Genomic DNA, 22,085 nt, shown 5'->3' on the forward strand with positions numbered 1-22,085 from the left:
CATTGCGCAATGCGGCTCCATGACGGAAGTCTTATGGAGAAGGGACGACGCTGACGCCACCCGTGCCGCTGACGGCCGAGGAAAGATGCCATGTCCCTTCGCCAAGAAGACACCCCCCTCACCCGCCGCCCCGACCCTGCCGGCAAGCCGGCCGCCTCGTCCGCCGCCGGGCCGCATGAGGAACCGGGACGCCACTGGTTCATCGACCGGCCCAAGGTCTATGCCGCCGACGTGAAGGGCCGCTTCCGGCAGCTGAAATGGGCGGTGCTGATCGTCCTGCTGGCGGTCTACTACATCACGCCGTGGCTTCGTTGGGAACGCGGGCCGGGCATCCCGGACCAGGCGGTGCTGATCGACATGGTCGGGCGCCGCGCGTACTTCCTGTGGATCGAGATCTGGCCGCAGGAGGTCTATTACCTGACCGGCCTCTTGATCCTCGGCGCCTTCGGCATCTTCTTCGCCACCACGCTGGCCGGGCGCGTCTGGTGCGGCTATGCCTGCCCGCAGACGGTGTGGACCGACCTGTTCATGTGGGTGGAGCGCAAGATCGAAGGCCCGCGCACCACCCGCATCCGGCTGGACAAGGCGCCGATGACCGGGGCCAAGCTGGCGCGCAAGACCGCCAAGCATGCGGCGTGGGTCGCCATCTCGCTGCTGACCGGCGGGGCCTGGGTGTTCTATTTCAACGATGCGCCGACGCTGATGGGCGAGCTGCTGCATGGGCGGATCACCAGCGGGGTGGCGACCTTCATCGCGCTGTTCAGCTTCACGACCTATTTCTTCGCCGGCTGGGCGCGCGAGCAGATCTGCATCTATGTCTGCCCGTGGCGAAGCTTCCAGTCGGCCATGGTGGACGAGGACACCTTCCTGGTCACCTATGAGGACTGGCGCGGCGAAGGCCGGGCGCCGCTGCGCAAGTCGCAGAGCTGGGACGACCGGCAGGCGGCGGGCCTGGGCGACTGCATCGACTGCAAGCAGTGCGTCCATGTCTGCCCGACCGGCACCGACATCCGCGAGGGCCAGCAGATCTCCTGCATCGGCTGCGGCCTGTGCGTCGATGCCTGCAACGACGTGATGCGGCAGATCGGCCGGCCCATCGACCTCGTGCGCTTCGACACCCAGTCGAACCAGATCGCCAAGATCGACGGCAAGCCGGAGCGGGTGAAGCTGGTGCGGCCGCGCACGGTGATCTATTCGCTGATCATGCTGATCGTGCTGTGCGCCATGGGCATCGCGCTGATGCTGCGGCCGACGCTGGACGTCAGCGTGCTGCGCGACCGGGCGCCGCTGTTCGTGACGCTGTCCGACGGGTCGGTGCAGAACGCCTACACCATCAAGGTGCTGAACAAGACGCACATCGCCCGCAGCTATGCGGTGAGCTTCGAGGGCTTGCGCGATGCGCATCTGTCGGTGGCCGGCGATGAGGCGGCCGGCAGCGGCGGCAGCCTGACGCTGACCGCGGAGGCGGACTCGGTGGCGACCTTCCGGGTGTTCGTGAAGGTGCCGGCGGCGGCGGCGAAGTCCGGCTCGACGGATGTGGCGGTGATCGCCAAGGACCAGGGCAGCGGCGAGGTCGGACGCCATGTCAGCGTGTTCATGGCGCCTTGACCGCGCCGTGATCGAGGAGCAGCCATTCGGATGGCAAGAGGCGGCGGCGCAATCCGCCGCCTTTTCCATTCCCGCCCTTCACCTCATGTCGCAACGGTCTTGTTGAGATATTTGAAGTCGTTGGAATAGAACATATTGTTGTCGCCCGCTTTGGCGTAACCTTGGCTCATCTGAACCATGGAATTGTCTTCGCTAAAACCAGAGAAGAAATAGAGAATTGCCGAACCTTCGCCAGGATATCGATAGTCTCCACCATAGAAATAATGATCCCTGTTCAGGTCTACTGAATAAGTATTTCCATCGACCTCTATGGACAACCAAATCCTGGAAAAATCGTTCCAGTTCTTCTCATCGTAAGAAATAATTGCGCTATTTTTATCGGAAATTGAAAATATCTTATTTTTCACTTCTGGATATTCGCTTGGTTTTTCTTTCTCAATCAGAATCGTGTCATTGATCTTGAGGTATGCGATACCGATGGAAGAGCCACTGACATTCGTGAAGCTCAGGCTTCCCATAATTAGTCTCCGATTTCTGGAATATCGATCTTCGCTGACGATCAGTCACCTCGACTGAATGTCGTATTCATTGGGCGTCCAGATATTTCAGGTCGTCGGAATACTTGTATTTCTCCAAATCCGGAGAATTATAAGCGTAGTTCATCTGGATCTTCTTATTGTCGGGACTCAGGCCGCTCAGGATGTAGCGGACTTTTGCCCCGGAACCAGGGTATCGATAATCACCACCGCCGAAATAGTGGTCCTTATTGAGATTGGCTCTATAAGAGACGGATCCCTTTTCGACCTCTATGATGAAGCCAGAGAAATTCTTCCAATCGGTCAGCCGATAATCCAATTCTATGCTACGGAGCATGGAAATGTGGTTGTTTTCTATTGGAAGACTCGTTCCATTGATGATCAGGGATTTAAGGGAAAGATCCGTACCAGTCAAATTGAAGACGGTTATGTTTGCCATGGTCCGACCTCCGTCAAAATTTTGGAACCGCTCCCGAAGGCACACGCCTATGGCCACGGTTTCGGCATCTGGATATCGATAAAAAGGCATATCCAGTCAGGCCCATACACATCATATGGCGAACATCCCACAAGGATATAGTGAAATTTTCGATTATTTGAGTAAAAAAGGAAATTATTGCGTGGAATCATCGACGGTCCATCGCAGCCATCGTCGATGTGCTCGGGCGCCATACACTATTGGATAGTTTTTCATGCATCCCTGAACGCCTTTAAATTGAAAGGCCAGGTTGCGTTCATGCTGCTTTTGTGGAAATTTACGACAATCCGTCCCGATCATCTCATGATCGGGACGGATTGCCCCTCTCCCCTGCCCTCTCTTCCGGAGGGGGGTATTCTACGCCCCCGTCACCTTCGTCCGCGTCCGCTTCACCGTCGTGGGGGGCGGGGCGTCGCCGGTGGGGTCGTCGAGCGCGCTCAGCAGGCGTTCCTTGATCTTCGACAGCTTGCCGTCATGCGTCACCTTCAGGCCGAAGACGTCCTTCACATAGAAGACGTCGATGGCCTTCTCGCCGAAGGTCGAGACCTTGGCCGAGCTGATCTGCAGGGTCAGGTTCGACAAGGCACGGGTCAGGTCGTAAAGCAGGCCGGGACGGTCGCGGCCGTTCACCTCGATCACCGTGTGGGTGGTCGAGGCGTTGTTGTCGATCAGCACGCGCGGCGGCACATGGAAGACGCGGGTGCGGCTGGCATGGCTGGTGCGGCGGGTCGACAGGTCGTTCAGCGGCTTCAACTGGCCCGACAGCACCTTCTCGATCATCACCGACAGCTTGGCGAGCTTGTCGCCGCTCTCGAAGGCACCGCCGCCGGCGGCGTCCTGCACCGAGAAGACGTCGAGCGCCATGCCGTTGGTCATGGTGAAGATGCGGGCATCGACGATGTCCGCCCCGCAGGCGGCCAGCGCCCCGGCGAGGCGGGAGAACAGGCCGCTGTGGTCGGTGGCGTAGATCGTCACCTCCGTCACCGCCCGGCCGCGGTCGACGCGGGTCTCCACCGTCAGCGGGCGCTGCGCCCGCTCCGCCTCGCGGACGATGCGGGCCTGATGGGCCAGCGTGTCGGTGTCGAAGGCCAGCCAGTAGCCGGGATAGCCGAGCCCCTTGTGATGCTCGAAGGCCGCCTCGTCGAAGTCGGTCAGTTCGGCGCGCAGTGTGGCCTGGGCGGCCTGGATGCGCCGGCCGCGGCCCTCCACCGTCATGCCGCCGGACATCAGCTCCTCGGAGCGGTTGTAGAGTTCGCGGAGAAGCGTGGCCTTCCAGTTGTTCCAGCGCTGCGGCCCCACCGCGCGGATGTCGGCCACCGTCAGCACCAGCAGCAGGCGCAGGCGTTCCGGCGACTGGACCAGCGCCACGAAGTCGCGGACGGTCTTGTCGTCCTCGAGGTCGCGCTTGAAGGCGGTGTGCGACATGGCGAGGTGCCAGCGCACCAGCCACGCCACGGTTTCCGTCTCCTCCGCCGTCAGGCCGAGCCGCGGGCAGAGCTTTTCGGCGACGCGGGCGCCCAGCACCGAATGGTCGCCGCCGCGGCCCTTGGCGATGTCGTGCAGCAGGACGGCGACGTAGAGCGCCCGCTTGGAGACGACCTTGTGGATCACCTCGGTGGACAGCGGCAGCTCGTCGGCATGCTCGCCGGACGCGATCTTGTGCAGGATGCCGAGCGCGAACAGCGTGTGCTCGTCCACCGTGTAGACATGGTACATGTCATACTGCATCTGCGCGACGACCCGGCCGAAGTCGGGGATGAAGCGGGCCATCACGCCCGCCTCGTTCATCCGGCGCAGCGTGATCTCCGGATCCTTCGGCCCGGTCAGGATGTCGAGGAAGAGCCGGTTGGCATCCGGATCGTTGCGCAGCTTCGGGCCGATGGCCGACAGCGACCGGGTGATCGAGCGGAGCGCCGCCGGGTGGATGTCGATGTCGTTCATCTGCGCGGTGTGGAACAGCCGGATCATGTCGATCGGCTGTTCCTTGAACTGCTTGTCGCTGCGGGCGTTCAGCCGCTCGCCATCGACGATGAAGCCGTCCACGTCCTTGCGCCGCGCGACCGAGGCCAGGCGCAGCAGGTTGAACTTGGGCGGACGCTTCGATTCCGCTTCCAGCGCCGCGCAGAAGATGCGCGTCAGGTCGCCGACATCCTTGGCGACCAGGAAGTAATGCTTCATGAAGCGTTCGACGCCCTTGGTGCCGGCATGGTCGGTGTAGCCCATGGCGGCGCCGATGCTGGTCTGGACGTCGAAGGTCAGGCGGTCTTCCAGCCGGCCGGTCAGGTAATGCAGGTGGCAGCGCGCGGTCCACAGGAAGTTCTGCGCCTTGGCGAAACGCTGCGCCTCCTCCGGCGTCAGCACATGCTTGCCGACCAGCTCGTCCACCCCCTCGACCCGGTAGAGATACTTGGCGATCCAGAACAGGGTCTGGAGATCGCGCAAGCCCCCCTTGCCGTCCTTCAGGTTGGGTTCCAGCACATAGCGGCTGTCGCCCATCTTCAGGTGGCGGTTGTCGCGCTCGGCCAGCTTGGCCTCGACGAATTCGGGGCCGGTGCCGGCAACGACCTCCTTGTCGTAGCGCTTGCGCAGCTCGGCGAACAGCTTTCCCGGACCCCAGAGATAGCGGGATTCGAGGATCGCCGTGCGGATGGTGACGTCGGCCTTGGACTGGCGGATGCACTCGTCGATGCTGCGCACGGCATGGCCGACCTTCAACCCCAGATCCCACAGGATGTAGAGCATGTATTCGACCACCTGCTCCACCCGCGGCGTGCGCTTGTAGGGCAGCAGGAACAAGAGGTCGATATCGGAGAAGGGCGCCAGCTCGCCGCGGCCGTAGCCGCCGGTGGCCACCACGTCGAACACCTCGCCGGAGGTCGGGTTGGCGGTGGGGAAGATGAAGCGGACGGTGAAGTCGGCCAGCGTGCCGACCACGCGGTCGGCCAGATAGCAGTTCTCCCGCACGCACTGCTCGCCCGAGCCGCCGGCATCGAAGCGCCGCCGCACCTCCGCCCTGCCCTCGGCCAGCGACTTGCGCAGGCAGGCGATCAACGCCGGGCGCAGCTTGTCGCCGGTGCCGTGTTCGGCGACCAGATCCTCAAGCTCCCCCGACAGCTTGCGGCGGGAGATGATGGCGCGCTTGTTCGGGATGGCGGGCGCGGGCGACTCTGGCGGGGGCAACGCCTTGGAGCGGGACAGCATCGGTCGGGGGAAACCTCGGCTTCTAAAGCGGCGTGCAGGCGATCCGGATGGCCGCAACGGTCGCACTATAGCGGTAAAGCCTTCAGGTAGCACGCCCGCACTGGAAAACCAGGGTCCCGGCCCCTGCATGTGACCCCGGTTGTGACGGCCGTCACAGCGCCTCCCCGGTTGCGGGGCCAGACTGGCCGCCATGGACGGTATCGCAGGAGACGGGCCATGACCGGCCGGACGAGCACGGGACGCGCGGCGGAGACATCGGCGAAGGAGACATCGCTGAAGGGACGGCGGGAGCTGGCGGCGCTGAACGACGCGCTGGCGCTGGCCGAACGCGGGCTGGGACGGCAGACGGTGGCGGCGCTGATGGCGCGGCTGCTGCGGGTGGCGGCGATGTTCCCGCGCTCGGTGGACGACACGCTGATGTGGCAGGTGACCGACCTCGTCACCGGCGACGACCTGTCGGACGGGGTGAAGCTGACGCTGATCCGCATGGGATGGGCGTCCATCGTCCAGGCGCAGTACCGGGCGCACGGGCTGCGGATGGTCGACGCCCCGAAGCGCCGGCAGGCCGCCGCGGCGTGAGGTGACGGGCCGGGTCCGCAAAGGGCGCAACCGGCAGGAATGGACCGGCAGAACTTGCCCGGCGGCAGGGTCCGCCGCCCCGGTAAACACCTCAAGCCCCTGAAACGGAAAGATTTTCCGTTCGGCGTTGAAATTGCATCGCGCTCCGCACTGCCGGCAGGTGCTGTCCGGCGGCGGCGCAACCGACAGCGGGACCACCGCGATGCAAGTCAACGGCTACGGCGGCTACTCGAACTCCCTCTACACCCAGTCGCAGACGGCGCCCGCGCGCAAGGGCTGGGGCAGCAGTGCCGCGCCCACCACCGACACCGACGCGGTGAACGCCTTCCTGAAGGAATCGAAGAAGACGCCGGCAGAGCAAATCCGCGACGACTGGCTCGCCCGCCACAAGATGACCGAGGACGACCTGAAATCGATGCCGCCGGAGAAGCGGGAGGCGGTCGAGAAGGAAATCGCCGAGGAGCTGAAACGGAAGCTGACGGGGCAGGACGCCAAGCGCGGCGCCGTGATGAACCTGACCGCCTGACGCAGCCCGCTTCATACCGCCTGCCTTACCCCCTGCCCGCCTCGTGTCCGGGTCCGTCAGGCGTCGCGGACGCTCACATGCACGTTGCCGCCGCCCTCGCGATCCAGCAGGGCGGAGGCCTGCGCCTCGCGCTCCGCCGTCTCCACCCGCACCCACAGGATGATGCCGCCGGCCTCCAGCGCACGGCTGAACTCGTCGGGCTTGGGATGGCTGGTCAGCTCGTCCAGATAATCCTTGATCGCCACGCCGCCGACACCGGCGGCGACCAGCGCCGCCAGCGCCGCCTCGATGGGGCCGCCGACGATGGCGATCAGGCCGGCGGTGGTCAGGGGAAAGGCGTATTTCAGCTCGCCCACCAGACCGGTCAGCGCCTCGTCGCGCGGGCGGTATTTCGGGTCGGCAGCCTCCAGCGAGGTGTGGCTGGCCAGGACCGACAGGTCGGCGCGGTCGAAATCGGCCGCCAGCAGGGCCTCCACCGCGCGGTCGAACGCGGCGCGGGTGGCGAAGAGGGCAACGACCTCCCGCACCTCACCGGGTGTGGCGGCAGGTGTGGCGGCGGGCGCGGTCTGCCCGGTCGATTGCGTCATGATGGCCGTCTCCCTATTTTTCAGCTTTCCCTATTGTAGCGACCGGCGGCGCACGCCCGTCAACCGCAACAGGGACGGGACCCCGAGTCGTTCGTGCGCGTCCCATTGTCCCACCGGTAATTGCGGTGCATTCGGCGATGATCGCCCTCTCCCGCCCCGGGAGAGGGAGGGGACCCGCCACAGGCGGGGAGGGTGAGGGGTAGAGCAAAAATCCCGGACCGCATGGTTCCTTGGATCACCCCTCACCCTTCCCATGGCGATGCCATGGGCCCCTTCCCTCTCCCGGGGCGGGAGAGGGAGGATTGCCGTCTGCCAGGCCAACCGGCCTATCCCGCGGCTGCATATCCCGTGATAGGGTGCGCATCCGAAACAACACCCATCCAAGGCTCCGTGGATCCCCGTGTCCGACATCGCAGAAATCGTCATCCCGCCCGACGCCACGCCGATGATGGCGCAGTATCTCGAGATCAAGCAGGCGCATCCCGATTGCCTGCTGTTCTACCGGATGGGCGACTTCTACGAGATGTTCTTCGAGGATGCGGTCAATGCCGCGGCGGCGCTGGACATCGCGCTGACCAAGCGCGGCCAGCATCTGGGCGAAGACATTCCGATGTGCGGCGTGCCGGTGCACAGCCATGAGAATTACCTGCAGCGCCTGATCCGCCAGGGCTTCCGCGTCGCCATCTGCGAACAGATGGAAGACCCGGCCGAGGCGAAGAAACGTGGCGCGAAATCGGTGGTGAAGCGCGGCGTCATCCGCATCGTCACCCCCGGCACCCTGACCGAGGACAGCCTGCTCGACGCCCGCTCCTCCAACTGGCTGGCGGCGGTGGCGGAGACGGCCGGCGGGCTGGGGCTGGCCTGGCTGGAGATGTCCACCGGCGAACTGGTGGTGCAGCCGGTCGAGCGCACCGGGCTGGGAGCCGCGTTGGGGCGGCTCGATCCGCAGGAGGTGCTGATCTCCGAGAAGCTGAGCCAGACGCCGGAGCTGTTCGAGCTGTGGACGGACTGGAAGTCGCGGCTGACCGTGCAGCCCACCCCGCGCTTCGACAGCGAGAACGGCAAGCAGCGCCTGCTGACCCAGTATGGCGTCGGCACACTGGACGCCTTCGGCACTTTCAGCCGGGCGGAGGTCGCGGCGGCCGGCGCGCTGGTCGGTTATGTCGAGTTGACGCAGAAGGGGCGCGTTCCCCGGCTGTCGCCACCGCGCCGGCTGGGGCCGGGGGCGGTGATGGAGATCGACGCCTCCACCGCGCGCAATCTGGAACTGACGCGGACGTTGAGCGGGGAGCGGCGCGGCAGCCTGCTCGCCACCATCGACCGCACGGTGACGGGGGCCGGCGCCCGGCTGCTGTGCGCCCACCTCACTTCGCCGCTGACCGATCCCGCCGCCATCGGCCGCCGGCTCGACATGGTGGAGTTCGCGCTGACTGGTGAGCGGCTGCGCGGCGAGCTGCGCGGCGCCTTGAGGAGCTGTCCCGATCTGGAACGGGCGTTGTCGCGGCTGACGCTCGGGCGCGGGGGACCGCGCGATCTGGCGGCGATCCGCGACGGGCTGCGGCAGGCCGGGCTGATCAGGGAATTGCTGGCCGGGGCCATGCCGCTGCCGGACGGGCTGGCGGCGCTGAACAAGCGGCTGGGCGCGCATTCCGAACTGGTCGACCAGCTGAGCCAGGCGCTGGCGCCGGAGCTGCCGCTGCTGGCGCGCGACGGCGGCTTCATCGCGCGCGACTACAGCTATGCGCTGGACGAGCTGGTGACGCTGCGCGACGAGAGCCGGCGGCTGATCGCCGGATTGCAGACGAAATACGCCGAGATTGCCGGGGTGCCGGCACTGAAGGTCAAGCACAACAACGTGCTGGGCTATCACATCGAGGTCACCGCCGCCCATGCCGACAAGCTGATGTCGGAGCGGGGCCGCGAGGTCTTCATGCACCGCCAGACCATGGCGAACGCCGTGCGCTTCGGCACGGTGGAGCTGTCGGACCTGGAGCGGCGGATTTCGGAGGCCGCCGACAGGGCGCTGGCGGTGGAGCTGGAGCTGTTCGCCGGGCTGGTCGAGGTGGTCGCCGGCAAGGCCGACGCCATCGCCCAGGCGGCCCATGCGCTGGCGGCGCTGGACGTCGCCACCTCGCTGGCCGAACTGGCGGATGAGAGGCGCTACAGCCGGCCGCTGGTGGACGACAGCCTTGCCTTCTCGATCGCGGGCGGGCGGCATCCGGTGGTGGAGGCGGTGCTGGATGCCGCCCATGGCGGGCCGTTCGTGGCGAACGACTGCGATCTGGCGCCGGACAACCGGCTGTGGCTGCTGACCGGTCCGAACATGGCCGGTAAATCGACCTTCCTGCGGCAGAACGCGCTGATCGCGATCCTGGCGCAGATGGGCGGCTTCGTCCCGGCGGAACGGGCCCATATCGGGGTGGTCGACCGGCTCTACAGCCGCGTCGGCGCCGCCGACGATCTGGCGCGCGGGCGCTCCACCTTCATGGTGGAGATGGTGGAGACGGCGGCGATCCTGAACCAGTCGGGCGCGCGGGCGCTGGTGATCCTCGACGAGATCGGGCGCGGCACGGCAACCTTCGACGGGTTGTCCATCGCCTGGGCCTGCGTCGAGCATCTGCACGACGTGAACCGCTGCCGGGCGCTGTTCGCCACGCACTATCACGAGCTGACCATGCTGGCGTCGAAGCTGCCGGCGCTGTCCTGCCACACCATGCGCATCAAGGAATGGCAGGGCGACGTGGTGTTCCTGCACGAGGTGACGGCAGGGGCGGCGGACCGCAGCTATGGCATCCACGTCGCCAAGCTGGCCGGACTGCCGCCGGCGGTGGTCGGGCGGGCGGACGAGGTGCTGAAGCTGCTGGAATCGGGCGACCAGAACGCGACGATCCACCGGCTGGCCGAGGATCTGCCGCTGTTCAGCGCGGCGCTGAAACGGCCGGCGCCGAAGGCCGCCGCGGTCGAAGCGGTGCCCGCGGGGCCGTCGGCGGTCGAGGTGGCGCTGGCGGGAATCGACCCGGACAGTTTGACGCCGCGGCAGGCGCTGGAGGAGCTGTACCGGTTGCGGGGGATGGTGCGCTGATTTCCCGGAGATATCCCTTCTCCCCCCTGGGGAGAAGGTTAGGATGAGGGGGTTCGGCGAAGCCGAAGAGATCCTCGCTTTGCGTCCCCCTCACCCCGACCCTCTCCCCGGGGGGGAGAGGGGGAATTCCTCATTGCGCTTGAACCAGTTCGCCGTGCTTCTCGCAGCCGGCCTCGGCCAGCTCCACGAAGCGCTCGGTCACGTCGTCGGGCTGGGCGACCTTGGTCGGATCCTCGCCGGGGAAGGCCTGGGTGCGCAGCTTGCTCGCCACCACGCCGGGGTCGAGCAGGTTGACGCGGACGGTGGAGGAGGCGACCTCCATCGCGTAGGTCTTCACGATCATCTCCAGCGCCGCCTTGCTGGCGCCGTAGGGCATCCAGTAATGGTGCGGGGCCTTGGCGGCGGCCGACGTCACGAAGATGGCGCGGCCGGTGCCCGATGCGCGCAGCAGCGGGTCCATCGAGCGGATCAGCCGGTAATTCGCCGTCACGTTCAGGTCCATCACCCGCGACCACAGCTTCGGATCGTACTGGGCGACCGGGCCGAGAGCCTCCAGCGCGCCGGCATTGCCGACGACCACGTCCAGCTTGCCGAAGCGCTGGTAGAGCGCATGGCCGAGCTGGTCGATCTTGTCGTAGTCGCGCATGTCCATCGGCACCAGGGTCGCCGACTGGCCGGAGAGCTTCTGGATGGCGTCGTCGGTCTCCTCCAGCCCGCCGACCGTGCGGGCGACCAGGACCAGATGGGCGCCTTCGGCGGCGAAGCGCTTGGCGACGGCGGCGCCGATGCCGCGCGAGGCGCCGGTGACGAGGGCGATGCGGCCGGAGAGACGGGACATGGGGACGACTCGTTTCCTGGGATTATTGTTTGTTCACATATGAAAAACCCTCCCCCGGGGCGGGAGAGGGCTTTTCAAGGTCAGGCGCGGACCGGGACGTTCGACTCGACCGGCGGCTGGTCCAGCGCGTCGGTCAGCGGGATCGGGTAGTCGCCGGTGAAGCAGGCGTCGCAATAGCCGAGCTTGGCCGGGTCGCGCTTCTCGTCGCCCATGGCGCGGTAGAGGCCGTCGAGCGAGATGAAGGCGAGGCTGTCGGCCTGGATGAACTCGCGCATCTGTTCCACCGTCATGCGGTGGGCCAGCAGCTTGCTCTGCTCCGGCGTGTCGATGCCGTAGAAGCAGGGGTGCGAGGTCGGCGGGCTGGAGATGCGCATGTGCACCTCCTTGGCCCCGGCGGCGCGCACCATCTCGACGATCTTCTTCGACGTGGTGCCGCGGACGATGCTGTCATCCACCAGAATGACGCGCTTGCCCTCGATCATCGCACGGTTGGCGTTGTGCTTCAGCTTCACGCCGAGATGGCGGATCTGGTCGGTCGGCTCGATGAAGGTGCGGCCGACATAATGGTTGCGGATGATGCCGAGGTCGAAGGGCACGCCGGCTTCCTGGGCATAGCCCAGCGCCGCGGGCACGCCGCTGTCCGGCACCGGCACGATCACGTCGGCGGGCACCCCGGCCTCGCGGGCCAGCTCACGGCCGATGCGCTGGCGCGCCTCATAGACGGAGGTGCCCTCCATCACGCTGTCGGGGCGGGCGAAGTAGATGTATTCGAAGATGCACAGGCGGCGCTGCTGCGGCTGGAACGGGCGCAGGCTGTGGACGCCGCTGTCGTCGATGACGATCATCTCGCCCGGCTCGACGTCGCGGACATAGTCGGCGCCGACGATGTCGAAGGCGCAGGTCTCGCTCGCCAGGATGTAGGTGTCGCCGAGCTTGCCCAGCACCAGCGGACGGACGCCGAGCGCGTCACGCACGCCGATGACCTCCTTGGAGGTCAGCGCCACCAGCGAGAAGGCGCCCTCGACCTGCCGCACCGCCTCGATCAGCCGGTCGACCGGCGAGCCGCCGCGGGCGGTCGCCATCAGGTGGACGATCACCTCGGTGTCGGTGGAGGACTGGAACAGGCAGCCGCGGCGGACCAGCTGGCGGCGCAGCGTCTGGGCGTTGGTCAGGTTGCCGTTGTGGGCCAGCGCGAAGCCACCGAACTCGAAATCGGCATAGAGCGGCTGGACGTTGCGGATCGAGGTGTCGCCGGTGGTGGCGTAGCGCACATGGCCGATGGCGCTGCCGCCCTTCAGCTTGGCGATGATCGCCTCGGAGCTGAAATGGTCGCCGACCAGACCCAGCGTGTGCTGGAGGTGGAAGCGGCCGCCGTCGAAGCTGACGATGCCCGCCGCCTCCTGCCCGCGGTGCTGCAGGGCATGCAGGCCCAGCGCCGTGATGGCGCCCGCCTGCGGGTTGCCGTAGATGCCGAACACGCCGCACTCTTCGCGCAGCTTGTCGTCGTCGAACGGATGCGTCGTCAGCATCACCAGAAGTCCTTCGTCCAAGAGGCGCCGTCGGCGCGCGTCAGCACATGCAACGGAAAAAACTACGGTCCCACAAACGTCGATCGCGCCAAAACCGAGCGGTCAAGCTCAGCGGGCGTTGTTCTGCATCAGCCTTTCAAGATCGGCGCGATCGCGGTCCTTATAACCGGTATCGGGCGCCTGCGCACCCCCGGTCTTCGCGGGGCTGGGCACCGGCGTCGACAGGCGGTCGAGCGCCTGCTTGGCCTCCATCGCCTGACGCGCACGGTCGCGCGCCATGTCCATCTGGCCGAGACCTTCCTTGCGCAGATTCTCCGGCACGAAGGCGTAGAGGGTTTCCGCACCCATCGCCAGGAAGGGCCGGGTCTTCGCCTGCTGGAGCCAGACCGGCTGTTCGGCCTGGTTCGGCACCAGCCACAGGAAGAACAGGTAGGCGATGGAAACCAGAATCCCGCCCTTCACCAGACCGAAGGCGAAGCCCAGCGTGCGGTCCAGCGCCGACAGCGCCGACGCCTGCACCCCGCGCGACAGGCTGCGGCCCAGGAGCGACAGCACGATCAGCGCGACGATGAAGACGCCGACCGCCGAGGCGGCATAGGCCAGCATCTCGAAGCGGATGTAGATCTGCGCATAGGGCAGGACATGGGGCAGCGCATAGAGCGTGACGATCGCCGCCCCGGCCCAGGCGGCAACCGACACCAGCTCGGCGACGAGGCCGCGGCTGAAGGCGAGCAGTGCGGCCAGAAGCAGCACGGCGATGACGACGATGTCCACCGGATTGACGGGAAGAGTGTCCATGACCCCTGTGCCGATTGCCTGGAGGGATTGATGAGGCGCCGATTGATGAGGTGCCGTTCGAAGGCGGAATTGCGGTCAGATATATTCGTCGTCGCGCGAGCGGCGCCTGTCGTTGTCGTCATGGCCGCGCCTGGACGGCGGCCGGCCGGAGGAACCCTGCGGCTGGAACAGCGGCATCAGCTCGCCCAGTTGCTGGAGTTCGACGGTCTTCAGGCCGTTGTCGCCGCGGCCGCCCTTCTTGCCGGCGCGCCGCGCCGGGAAGATGGCGGAGGAGAAGCCGAGCTTCGCCGCCTCCTTCAGCCGCGTGTCGGTCTGGCTCACGGCGCGGACCTCGCCCGACAGGCCGAGTTCGCCGAACACCACCGTGTCGGCCGGCACCGGCTCCCCGGTCAGCGACGACACCAGTGCTGCGGCGACGGCGAGGTCGGCGGCCGGTTCGGTGATGCGCAGGCCGCCCGCCACGCTCAGATAGACGTCGTTGGCGCCGATCTGCACGCCGCAGCGCGCCTCAAGAACCGCCAGCACCATGGCGAGGCGGGCCGAATCCCAGCCGACCACGGCGCGGCGCGGCGTGCCGAGCGGCGACGGGGCGACCAGCGCCTGCACCTCGACCAGCACGGGGCGGGTGCCCTCCATCCCGGCGAAGACGGCGGCGCCCGACACGTCGCCGCGGCGTTCGGCCAGGAACAGGGCGGACGGGTTGGCGACCTCGCCGAGGCCGGCGTCGCCCATCTCGAACACGCCGATCTCGTCGGTCGGGCCGAAGCGGTTCTTGACCGCGCGCAGGATGCGGAACTGGTGGCCGCGCTCGCCTTCGAAATAGAGCACCGTGTCCACCATGTGCTCCAGCACGCGGGGGCCGGCGATCATGCCTTCCTTGGTGACATGGCCGACCAGCAGCAGGACGACGCCGCGCCGCTTGGCGACGCGGATCAGCTCCTGCGCGCTGGCGCGGACCTGGGCGACGGTGCCGGGGGCGCTGTCCAGATTGTCCATGTACATGGTCTGGATCGAATCGATGACGATCACCTCCGGACCCTTGGCGTCGTCCAGCGAGGCGACGATGTCGCGCACGCTGGTGGCGGACGCCAGATCGACGGGGGCGGTGGCGCAGCCGAGCCGCTGGGCGCGCAGGCGGACCTGATCGACCGCCTCCTCGCCCGAGACGTAGGCGCAGCGGTGGTCCTGCGACAGCCGGGCCATCGCCTGGAGCAGAAGGGTCGATTTGCCGATGCCGGGATCGCCGCCGATCAGGATGGCCGAGCCGGGGACCAGCCCGCCGCCGCAGACGCGGTCGAACTCGGCGATGCCGGTCATCCGCCGCGGCGGCGCCTCGCTGGAGCCGTGAAGCCCGACGAAGTCGATGCGCCGTCCGCGGGCCGTACCCAGACCCTTGGGCGCGCTGTCGGGCGCGGCCTCCTCGACGAGGCTGTTCCATTCGCCGCAGGCGTCGCACTTGCCCCCCCATTTGGGGAAGGAGGCGCCGCAAGCCTGGCAGACATATCGGGTGGTGGGCTTCGCCAAAGGTCTGGTAGTCCAATGGGGATAGGGCCCGCCACATATAGCAAGCCGTTCCGCCGAATCCTACGATTGCAAGGGTGGAATGCAGGGGCTTTTTTCAGACCGGTGGCGTGATAGGTTGCTGGCGGTTTGCGGACCAACGAAACGATAAGAGGATGGAGTCCCCTCTCCCCCCGGGGAGAGGGTTAGGGTGAGGGGGTCGCGTGGCGGCCCTTACCCGAGAATCCAACCTGTGCATCCCCCTCACCCCGACCCTCTCCCCGGGGGGGAGAGGGGGATAACGTGAAAAGAGGATTTACGTGACGGATGACGGTTTGATGGACAAGGATGGACGGCGGATCGTTCTGCACGGTCCGGAAGAGTTCGCGGCGCTGCGCAAGGCCTGCCGGCTGGCGGCCGAGACGCTGGACTACATCGCGCCCTTCGTGGTGCCGGGCGTCAGCACCGGGCGACTCGACAAGCTGATCGAGGAGTTCCAGCGCGACCGCGGCGGCATCCCGGCGACGCTGGGCTATCAGGGCTATCCGGCCTGCAGCTGCATCTCGCCCAACCATGTCGTCAACCACGGCATCCCCAGCGACGACAAGAAGCTGGTCGAGGGCGACATCGTCAACATCGACGTCACCGTGATCCTGGACGGCTGGTACGGCGACAGCAGCCGCATGTATTTCGTCGGCGACAAGGTCGGCGTGAAGGCGCGCAAGCTGGTCGACCTGACCTACCGCTGCATGATGGCCGGCATCGCCCATGCCAGGCCCGGCAACCATCTGGGCGACATCGGCCATGCCATCCAGACGATGGCGGAGGCGGCGCGCTGCTCCGTCGTGCGCGATTTCGGCGGTCACGGCATCGGGCGGGAGTTCCACGGCGCCCCGCACGTCGATCATTTCGGCAAGCCCGGCACCGGCGTGGAGTTGCGCCCCGGCATGGTCTTCACGGTCGAGCCGATGATCAACGCCGGCCGTCCCGAGGTGAAGATCCTGTCCGACGGCTGGACCACGGTCACCCGCGACCGCTCGCTGTCGGCGCAGTTCGAGCACCAGATCGGCATCACCGAGGACGGCTGCGAGATCTTCACCCTCTCCCCCGCCGGCTTCACCCAGCCGCCCTACGGGAGCGCCGCATGAGCGACGACCAGAAGCGTGACGACCAGAAGCAGGGCGAACAGAAGCCTTGGGACGTTCTGGGCAGCCGCGAACTGCTCGACGCCAGCCCGTACCTGAAGGTGCGGGCGGAGACGGTCCAGCTGCCCGACGGGCGGACGGTGGATAATTTCTACCAGATCGACCAGCCCGACTTCGCGCTGATGTATGTGGAGACCGAGGACGGCAAGGTCGTGATGCTGCGCACCTACAAGCATGGGCCGCGCCGCGTCAGCCTGACCTTCCCGGCCGGCGCCATCGAGCCCGGCGAGGATCCGCTGACCGCCGCCAGGCGCGAGCTGCTGGAGGAAACCGGCTATGCCGCCGACGACTGGACGGCGCTGGGCGGCTTCGTGGTCGGGGCGAACTCCAGGGGCAGCACCTGCCACATGTTCCACGCCAAGGGCGCCCGCAAGGTGGCGGAGCCCGATCAGGGTGATCTGGAGGACATGCGGATCGAGCTGCACAGCGCCCGCGAGCTGATCGACGCGGCGGCGCAGGGCGACTATGCGGTGCTGCCGGTGATCGCCATGCTGGGGGCGATGCTGCTGCCCGAACTGCGCGAGGGGCTGGGCATGGCGGCGCGGAGCACGCGATGACGGATGATACGCCGACCGCGGAGCGGATGATCGACCTGCTGGGGTTGCAGCCGCATCCGGAGGGGGGCTTCTACGCCGAGACCTACCGTGCGCCGGGCGATGGCGGGCGCGGCGCGGTGACGGCGATCTATTTCCTGCTGAAGGCCGGGCAGCGGTCGCACTGGCATACGGTCGATGCCGTGGAAATCTGGCTCTGGCACGGCGGGGCGCCGCTGGAGCTGTCGATTTACGAAGATGGCGGGACGGTCGAGCGCCTCCGGCTGGGATTGGACATCGCCGAAGGCGAGCGACTGCAGGCGGTGGTGCCGGTCGGGAGCTGGCAGGCGGCGCGGAGCTTGGCCGAGGGATTGGACGGCTGGTCGCTGGTCAGCTGCACCGTGGCGCCGGCCTTCGAGTTCGCCGGGTTCCGGATGGCACCGGAGGGATGGGAGCCGCCGGAAAAGCCGTGAGGGGCGGGTGACCGTAGCATCACCTGACCGCCGGGCCGGGAGATCAGGCGATGGCCGGCGCGGCCTGCGTGCGCACCATGTCGGCCAGCGCCTCGGGCGCCATCGGGCGGCCGAACAGGTAGCCCTGCATCATGTCGCAGCCGACAGACACCAGGAAATCGCGCTGCTCCGCCGTCTCCACACCTTCCGCAACCGTGGTCAGACCAAGACCGTGCGCCATGCCGACCGCGGCACGGACCAGCGCGTTGCTCTTCGGATTTTCCGGCACGTCGATGACGAAGGCGCGGTCGATCTTCAGCTTCGCCACCGGCAGCTGCTGCACATAGCTGAGCGAGGAATAGCCGGAGCCGAAATCGTCGATGGCCGCCTGGATGCCGAGATCGGCCAGCTCGCCCAGCGTCCGCACCGCCACCTTCAAATCGCGCACCGCCGCCTGTTCGGTGATCTCCAGCCCCAGATGGCTGCGCAGCGACGGATGCTCGCCCAGCAGCTCCTCCAGCCGCAGGGTCAGGTTGCCGCGCAGGAACTGCTGGCCGGAGATGTTGAGGAAAACACGGTCGGGCAGCACGCCCTCCGCCTCCCAGGCCGTCATCTGGGCAATCGCGGTGGACAGCACCCAGTCGGTGATCGGCACGATCTGGCCGCTTTCCTCGGCGACCGGGATGAACTCCCCCGGCGACACCGGCCCCAGCGCGTGATGGTCCCAGCGCAGCAGCGCCTCCGCCGAGCGGACACGGCCGGCCTTGTCGACGATGGGCTGGTAGACGAGGCGCAGCTCGTTCCGTTCGATCGCGTGGGTCAGATGCATGGTCAGCATCATCCGCCGCGTCGCCGCCGCCGCCATTTCCGGCGTGTAGAAGCAGATGGCGTTGCCGCCATTGTGCTGCACCGCCTGCAAGGCCAGCTTGGCCTTGGCGTTCAGATCCTCCAGCGTGCTGACCGTCTCGTCCTGCACCGCGGCGCCGACCGACAGCCGCAGCCGCACCCAATGGCGGTCGGCGTAGATCGAGGCGGTCAGCCGGTCGTGCAGCACCCCGGCCAGCGTGCGCGCCTGATCGGCATCGGCCACCCGTGACAGCGCTGCGAATTCGTCGGCGGCGATGCGGCAGATGATGGTGTTGGGCGGCAGCACCTCGGTCACCCGGCTGACCATCGCCTTCAGCGCGGCATCGCCGACATGAAAGCCGAAGGCCTCGTTCACGTCGCTGAACTGGTCGACATCCAGCGCGAACAGCGCGAACAGCCCGCTATTTGCGCCGCCGCCCTCGGGCCCGTCGGCGCGGTGGCCGGCGAACAGCGCCTCGCACTCCTCCAGGAAGGCGGTGCGGGTCAGAACGCCGGTCAGCGGGTCGTGCCGCGCAAGGTAGGAGGCGCGCTGCTCCGCCGCCAGACGGTCGGAGATGTCGCGGATGATGCCGACGAAGGTGACCTCGTCGCCCAGCCGCGCCTCGCCGACGCTGAGATGCATGGGGAACACCGTGCCGTCCTTGCGCTGGCCCAGCGTGTCGCGGCCGATGCCGATGATCTTGGCCCGCCCGGTCCGCGCGTAGGTGTCGACATAGCGGCTGTGGTCGCGGGAGAAGGGCGGCGGCATCAGGATGGTCATGCTGCGCCCGACCAGTTCGCTGTCCTCATAGCCGAACAGACGGCAGCAGGCGCGGTTGATCGAGCGGATGATGCCGCTGCGGTCGGACACGATGATGCCGTCCACCGCCGCGTCCAGCAGGGTGGCGACGAAAGCGTCGCGGCAGGTCACGAACTCGGCGATGCGGTCGGGATCGCCGGTCTGGTGAAAGGTGCCGAGATAGCCCAGGATCGTCCCGGCGTCGTCGCGGTGGGCGGTCACGCTGCCGCTGAGAATCGAGCGGCGGCCGTCGCAGCCGACCGTCGCGCAATCGACCGGGGCGGAGCCGTGCGCCTGGGACTGGCCCAGGGAGGTGATGGCGGCCCCCAGCGCCGCGGTCACGGGATGGTCGATGGCGTCGAGCGGCCGGCCGACCAGTTCCGCCGGGGAGCGGTCGAGCGCCGCCGCGAAATGGCGGTCGGCATGCCGGCACACGCGGTCGCGGTCCAGATAGACCAGCGCCATCCCGCCCGCCATCCCACCATCGTCGAGCAGGCTGGCGGCCAGCGAGGCCAGGAAGGCCGGATCGCGCGGCATCCCGGCGGCGTCCGCCGCACCGGACCCGCTGCACTCGGAACCGTTCATCTGATCCGCCGGTTGTAGGTCCACGAAGCGATCCGTTTCTTCTGTCCGGCCCGAAAGACGGACCTCGTGAGGCATCGCCGGAATCCCGGCTGACCGAATTCGGATACCCGACGGTGGTATTATGACCCCGTCCGGTATCTTTTCCAACGTCAAGCGGACGCGTAAATGCAGGACATTTCCGCAACCCGGTCGCCGTGATGCTTTCGCACTCTAACGGTTAGAGGCCGAAGTACGATTGACATGGTTCAATGCGGGCCGCGGTTTCGGAGATAGACCCGCACCGTCCGGCGCACCACCACAGCTTTCGCGCGTGTGGCCTGCGACAATTCAGGGGCATTGGGTCCGGCGTGCTGGACCTTCGGCGGTATACACCCCAAGATATTCGCCAACACCGCCGATCCGGGAACCGTCCCGGCATTTTTTCAGCCAGTCCCGACTCTTTGTGCCTGATGGAGGAATAAACCGCAGGTCCCAGGCGTTTTTCCCGGCAATGGCCGCAACAACCGACCCCAAAGTCGGCTGCCGCCGTCACGTCGGGGCCGCCAACGGTCCGCGGTTCGAGAAAAAACGATTGGGAGCATTCCGTCATGACCAACGCATTCAGCCAGATCCGACACTCCGACGGCCGTGCATACTACCAGGGCACCCCGCTGTCCCTGGCCGATGCCCAGATCATGCTCAACGACGACATCCTGCGCCGCAGGGTGCGCGTCGGGGCCTATCTGCGGGTGGATGACGGCCGGCTGGTGCTGGTCAACGGCCCTGCCCTGCACCCTTGGATCAGCCGGCCGGCGTCGGCGCTCAGCCCCCGCGCGGCCCGGCCAGAATAAGCGCCGCTCCGCCCAGACAGATCAGCGCGCCGGCCGCGTCCCAGCGGTCGGGCCGCGCCCCCTCGACCAGCCAGAGCCACAGCAGCGACGCCGCGATGTAGACGCCGCCATAGGCGGCATAGGCCCGCCCGGCGAATTCGGCGTCGGCCCGCGTCAGCAGCCAGGCGAACAGGCACAGGCTTGCCACGCCCGGCACAGCCAGCCATGCGCTGCGGTCCAGCCTGATCCACGCCCAGAAGGCGAAGCAGCCGGCGATCTCCGCCAGCGCCGCCGCGCCATACAGCGCCAGCGTCGCGCCCTGTGTCCGCTCCATGCGCCCTTCCACCTCGGCCCCGCTCCAGACCGGCAGGATGCTGACGGCCATGACCTTCGGCGTCAATACGGCGCGCGTCATTGCAACCCGGCACAGCTCGTTTCAATTTGCTGCCCTAATATTACAGTGCATTCATGGACTTGGCTGGGGGTGCGGCATAAATTCGCTGGGCAGGAGGCATACTATGATGCTCATAGACGCTACCGACCCGATGCGGGATGCCATCGAGACGATCCGGGCCACCGACGTGATTTCGGAGTCGAAGAAGCACGTCTTGGTCCAGGGGCTGGAGGCGTTGCGGAACCGGCATTGTCCGGACCCGCGTCCGATGACGGGCTGTTGCGAAGAGTGCCTGTCCCGCAGCCGCTGCCTGCCGGCGGTTCTGGATCTGCTCGGTTCCTGACCACGGCCGGGGAGAACGCGGAGTGCGCCTGACGCTCGACGACGAAGCCACCCTGTGTTCCGTCGAGATCCTGGCGGAGGCGGTCGAAATGGCCTTCGTCCCCGGCATCCTCGAACTGCGCACCCTGCGCGATTCCCTGAACGACGCCCTGCACACCCGATCCCCGGCGGCGGTGAAGCTGGCTTTCAGCGCCTTCAGCCGGGTCGACCGCGATTTCCGCAACCAGATCACCCATCACGCCCTGCAATTGGCGACGTTGCGCCGTCACAGCGCCGGGCCGATGCGCCGCGACCTGCCTGGCGACGGCGGCGTGCCGGCGCGGTCGTCCGGCCGCGGAGTCGACGGACCGCGCCGGGCGTAAGCCCGGGAACGGGACGGGCCGCCTGTCTTTCATGTCATATTTTTAATGGACCCTTTTCCCGTCGGTTCCGTTGTCCATGCATAACCAACACACATGAGGTTGCCACCATGGACAAGGATCGCATCGAGGGCGCCGCCCGTTCCATCAAGGGTGCCATCAAGGAAGCCGCCGGCAAGCTGACCGGCGACACCAAGACCGAGGCCGAGGGCCGCGGCGAGAAGGCAGCCGGCAAGGTGCAGAACAGCGTCGGCGGCGCCAAGGATGCCGTGCGCGACGCGCTGAAGTAACCGCCGACGCGATCCCGGCGCCCGCCAAGGGCTGCCATCCGGCGTAGCCATCGAACGCCCCGGCCCCCGCATTTGCCAAGCGGGGCCGGGGCGTTCGCATGTCCGGGCTCCCGCGGGAAGAGTGGCGATGGCGGTGGCGACGCCCAAGCCGGAAATGGGCTGTTGCCGCCCTTCCCTCCCCTATCTATGATGCGCCGCCCCGGCCGGAT

At 67.1% G+C, this 22,085-nt stretch carries 21 protein-coding genes; 11 read left to right on the forward strand and 10 right to left on the reverse strand.

Features of this window, described 5'->3' with window-relative positions; genetic code table 11:
• Positions 1 to 90 precede the first annotated feature (90 nt).
• The gene (gene ccoG / locus CRT60_RS29680; protein WP_098740044.1) at positions 91 to 1,608 is read left to right on the forward strand and encodes a cytochrome c oxidase accessory protein CcoG; all 1,518 of its coding nucleotides are present in this window, start codon (positions 91 to 93) and stop codon (positions 1,606 to 1,608) included.
• Positions 1,609 to 1,691: 83 nt separating this feature from the next.
• Here the strand turns inward: ccoG and CRT60_RS35920 are convergent, their stop codons facing one another.
• The 3 genes from CRT60_RS35920 to CRT60_RS29690 form a co-directional block, all read right to left on the reverse strand.
• The gene (locus CRT60_RS35920) at positions 1,692 to 2,126 is read right to left on the reverse strand and encodes a hypothetical protein (RefSeq protein WP_143273413.1); all 435 of its coding nucleotides are present in this window, start codon (positions 2,124 to 2,126) and stop codon (positions 1,692 to 1,694) included.
• 67 nt (positions 2,127 to 2,193) lie between these two features.
• Positions 2,194 to 2,583: a hypothetical protein gene (locus CRT60_RS29685; protein WP_143273415.1), complete on the reverse strand. Its 390-nt coding sequence runs from the start codon at positions 2,581 to 2,583 to the stop codon at positions 2,194 to 2,196.
• 396 nt (positions 2,584 to 2,979) lie between these two features.
• Positions 2,980 to 5,823, reverse strand: coding sequence for a [protein-PII] uridylyltransferase (locus CRT60_RS29690; protein WP_098740046.1), 2,844 nt, complete (start codon positions 5,821 to 5,823; stop codon positions 2,980 to 2,982).
• 216 nt (positions 5,824 to 6,039) lie between these two features.
• On the opposite strand from CRT60_RS29690, the gene CRT60_RS29695 reads away from it, so the two are divergent.
• Both CRT60_RS29695 and CRT60_RS29700 read left to right on the forward strand, forming a co-directional pair.
• Positions 6,040 to 6,402 (forward strand): hypothetical protein, encoded by a 363-nt coding sequence (locus CRT60_RS29695; protein ID WP_098740047.1) that lies wholly within the window; start codon positions 6,040 to 6,042, stop codon positions 6,400 to 6,402.
• A gap of 202 nt (positions 6,403 to 6,604) precedes the next feature.
• A complete protein-coding gene (locus CRT60_RS29700) occupies positions 6,605 to 6,928 on the forward strand; it encodes a hypothetical protein (protein WP_143273416.1) in 324 nt (107 codons plus the stop codon).
• Positions 6,929 to 6,984: 56 nt separating this feature from the next.
• Here CRT60_RS29700 and CRT60_RS29705 read toward each other — a convergent pair whose 3' ends face one another.
• Positions 6,985 to 7,515 carry a hypothetical protein gene (locus CRT60_RS29705; RefSeq protein WP_098740049.1) on the reverse strand — a complete coding sequence of 177 codons (531 nt, stop codon included), beginning with the start codon at positions 7,513 to 7,515 and terminating at the stop codon, positions 6,985 to 6,987.
• Between the two features lie 445 nt (positions 7,516 to 7,960).
• Here CRT60_RS29705 and mutS point away from each other — a divergent pair, with 445 nt between their 5' ends.
• Positions 7,961 to 10,597, forward strand: a complete 2,637-nt coding sequence (gene mutS / locus CRT60_RS29710) for a DNA mismatch repair protein MutS (RefSeq protein WP_098741092.1) — start codon at positions 7,961 to 7,963, stop codon at positions 10,595 to 10,597.
• 130 nt (positions 10,598 to 10,727) lie between these two features.
• Here mutS and CRT60_RS29715 read toward each other — a convergent pair whose 3' ends face one another.
• The 4 genes from CRT60_RS29715 to radA form a co-directional block, all read right to left on the reverse strand.
• A complete protein-coding gene (locus CRT60_RS29715; protein WP_098740050.1) occupies positions 10,728 to 11,435 on the reverse strand; it encodes an SDR family NAD(P)-dependent oxidoreductase in 708 nt (235 codons plus the stop codon).
• 80 nt (positions 11,436 to 11,515) lie between these two features.
• Positions 11,516 to 12,964, reverse strand: a complete 1,449-nt coding sequence (gene purF / locus CRT60_RS29720) for an amidophosphoribosyltransferase (protein ID WP_193548467.1) — start codon at positions 12,962 to 12,964, stop codon at positions 11,516 to 11,518.
• A gap of 108 nt (positions 12,965 to 13,072) precedes the next feature.
• Positions 13,073 to 13,762, reverse strand: coding sequence for a CvpA family protein (locus CRT60_RS29725; RefSeq protein ID WP_098740052.1), 690 nt, complete (start codon positions 13,760 to 13,762; stop codon positions 13,073 to 13,075).
• Positions 13,763 to 13,837: 75 nt separating this feature from the next.
• Positions 13,838 to 15,286 (reverse strand): DNA repair protein RadA, encoded by a 1,449-nt coding sequence (radA, locus tag CRT60_RS29730; RefSeq protein WP_098740053.1) that lies wholly within the window; start codon positions 15,284 to 15,286, stop codon positions 13,838 to 13,840.
• Positions 15,287 to 15,600: 314 nt separating this feature from the next.
• On the opposite strand from radA, the gene map reads away from it, so the two are divergent.
• The 3 genes from map to CRT60_RS29745 are packed head-to-tail and all read left to right on the forward strand — an operon-like array spanning position 15,601 to position 17,473.
• Positions 15,601 to 16,410 (forward strand): type I methionyl aminopeptidase, encoded by an 810-nt coding sequence (map, locus tag CRT60_RS29735; RefSeq protein ID WP_098740054.1) that lies wholly within the window; start codon positions 15,601 to 15,603, stop codon positions 16,408 to 16,410.
• Entirely contained in the window at positions 16,407 to 17,024 is a 618-nt protein-coding gene (locus CRT60_RS29740; RefSeq protein ID WP_098740055.1) for an NUDIX hydrolase, read from the forward strand. Before map ends, CRT60_RS29740 begins: the two co-directional genes overlap by 4 nt.
• A complete protein-coding gene (locus CRT60_RS29745) occupies positions 17,021 to 17,473 on the forward strand; it encodes a cupin domain-containing protein (RefSeq protein WP_098740056.1) in 453 nt (150 codons plus the stop codon). Before CRT60_RS29740 ends, CRT60_RS29745 begins: the two co-directional genes overlap by 4 nt.
• Before the next feature lie 43 nt (positions 17,474 to 17,516).
• On the opposite strand, the gene CRT60_RS29750 is transcribed toward CRT60_RS29745, so the two are convergent.
• Complete coding sequence (locus CRT60_RS29750; RefSeq protein ID WP_098740057.1) at positions 17,517 to 19,682, reverse strand: putative bifunctional diguanylate cyclase/phosphodiesterase; 2,166 nt, start codon at positions 19,680 to 19,682, stop codon at positions 17,517 to 17,519.
• 587 nt (positions 19,683 to 20,269) lie between these two features.
• Between CRT60_RS29750 and CRT60_RS29755 the strand changes: the two genes are divergently transcribed.
• The gene (locus CRT60_RS29755) at positions 20,270 to 20,512 is read left to right on the forward strand and encodes a hypothetical protein (protein WP_098740058.1); all 243 of its coding nucleotides are present in this window, start codon (positions 20,270 to 20,272) and stop codon (positions 20,510 to 20,512) included.
• Here the strand turns inward: CRT60_RS29755 and CRT60_RS29760 are convergent.
• Positions 20,484 to 20,825 (reverse strand): YnfA family protein, encoded by a 342-nt coding sequence (locus tag CRT60_RS29760; RefSeq protein WP_098741093.1) that lies wholly within the window; start codon positions 20,823 to 20,825, stop codon positions 20,484 to 20,486. The genes CRT60_RS29755 and CRT60_RS29760 overlap by 29 nt on opposite strands.
• Before the next feature lie 184 nt (positions 20,826 to 21,009).
• On the opposite strand from CRT60_RS29760, the gene CRT60_RS29765 reads away from it, so the two are divergent.
• The 3 genes from CRT60_RS29765 to CRT60_RS29775 all read left to right on the forward strand — a co-directional run bounded on the left by CRT60_RS29765 (position 21,010) and on the right by CRT60_RS29775 (position 21,876).
• Positions 21,010 to 21,228, forward strand: a complete 219-nt coding sequence (locus CRT60_RS29765) for a hypothetical protein (RefSeq protein WP_098740059.1) — start codon at positions 21,010 to 21,012, stop codon at positions 21,226 to 21,228.
• 22 nt (positions 21,229 to 21,250) lie between these two features.
• Positions 21,251 to 21,589 (forward strand): hypothetical protein, encoded by a 339-nt coding sequence (locus tag CRT60_RS29770; RefSeq protein ID WP_098740060.1) that lies wholly within the window; start codon positions 21,251 to 21,253, stop codon positions 21,587 to 21,589.
• Between the two features lie 107 nt (positions 21,590 to 21,696).
• On the forward strand, positions 21,697 to 21,876 hold the full coding sequence (locus CRT60_RS29775) for a CsbD family protein (RefSeq protein WP_098740061.1): 180 nt from the start codon (positions 21,697 to 21,699) through the stop codon (positions 21,874 to 21,876).
• Positions 21,877 to 22,085 lie beyond the last annotated feature (209 nt).

Origin of the sequence: Azospirillum palustre, from assembly GCF_002573965.1 — a bacterium.
In the GTDB taxonomy this organism is placed as follows: Bacteria; Pseudomonadota; Alphaproteobacteria; order Azospirillales; family Azospirillaceae; genus Azospirillum; species Azospirillum palustre.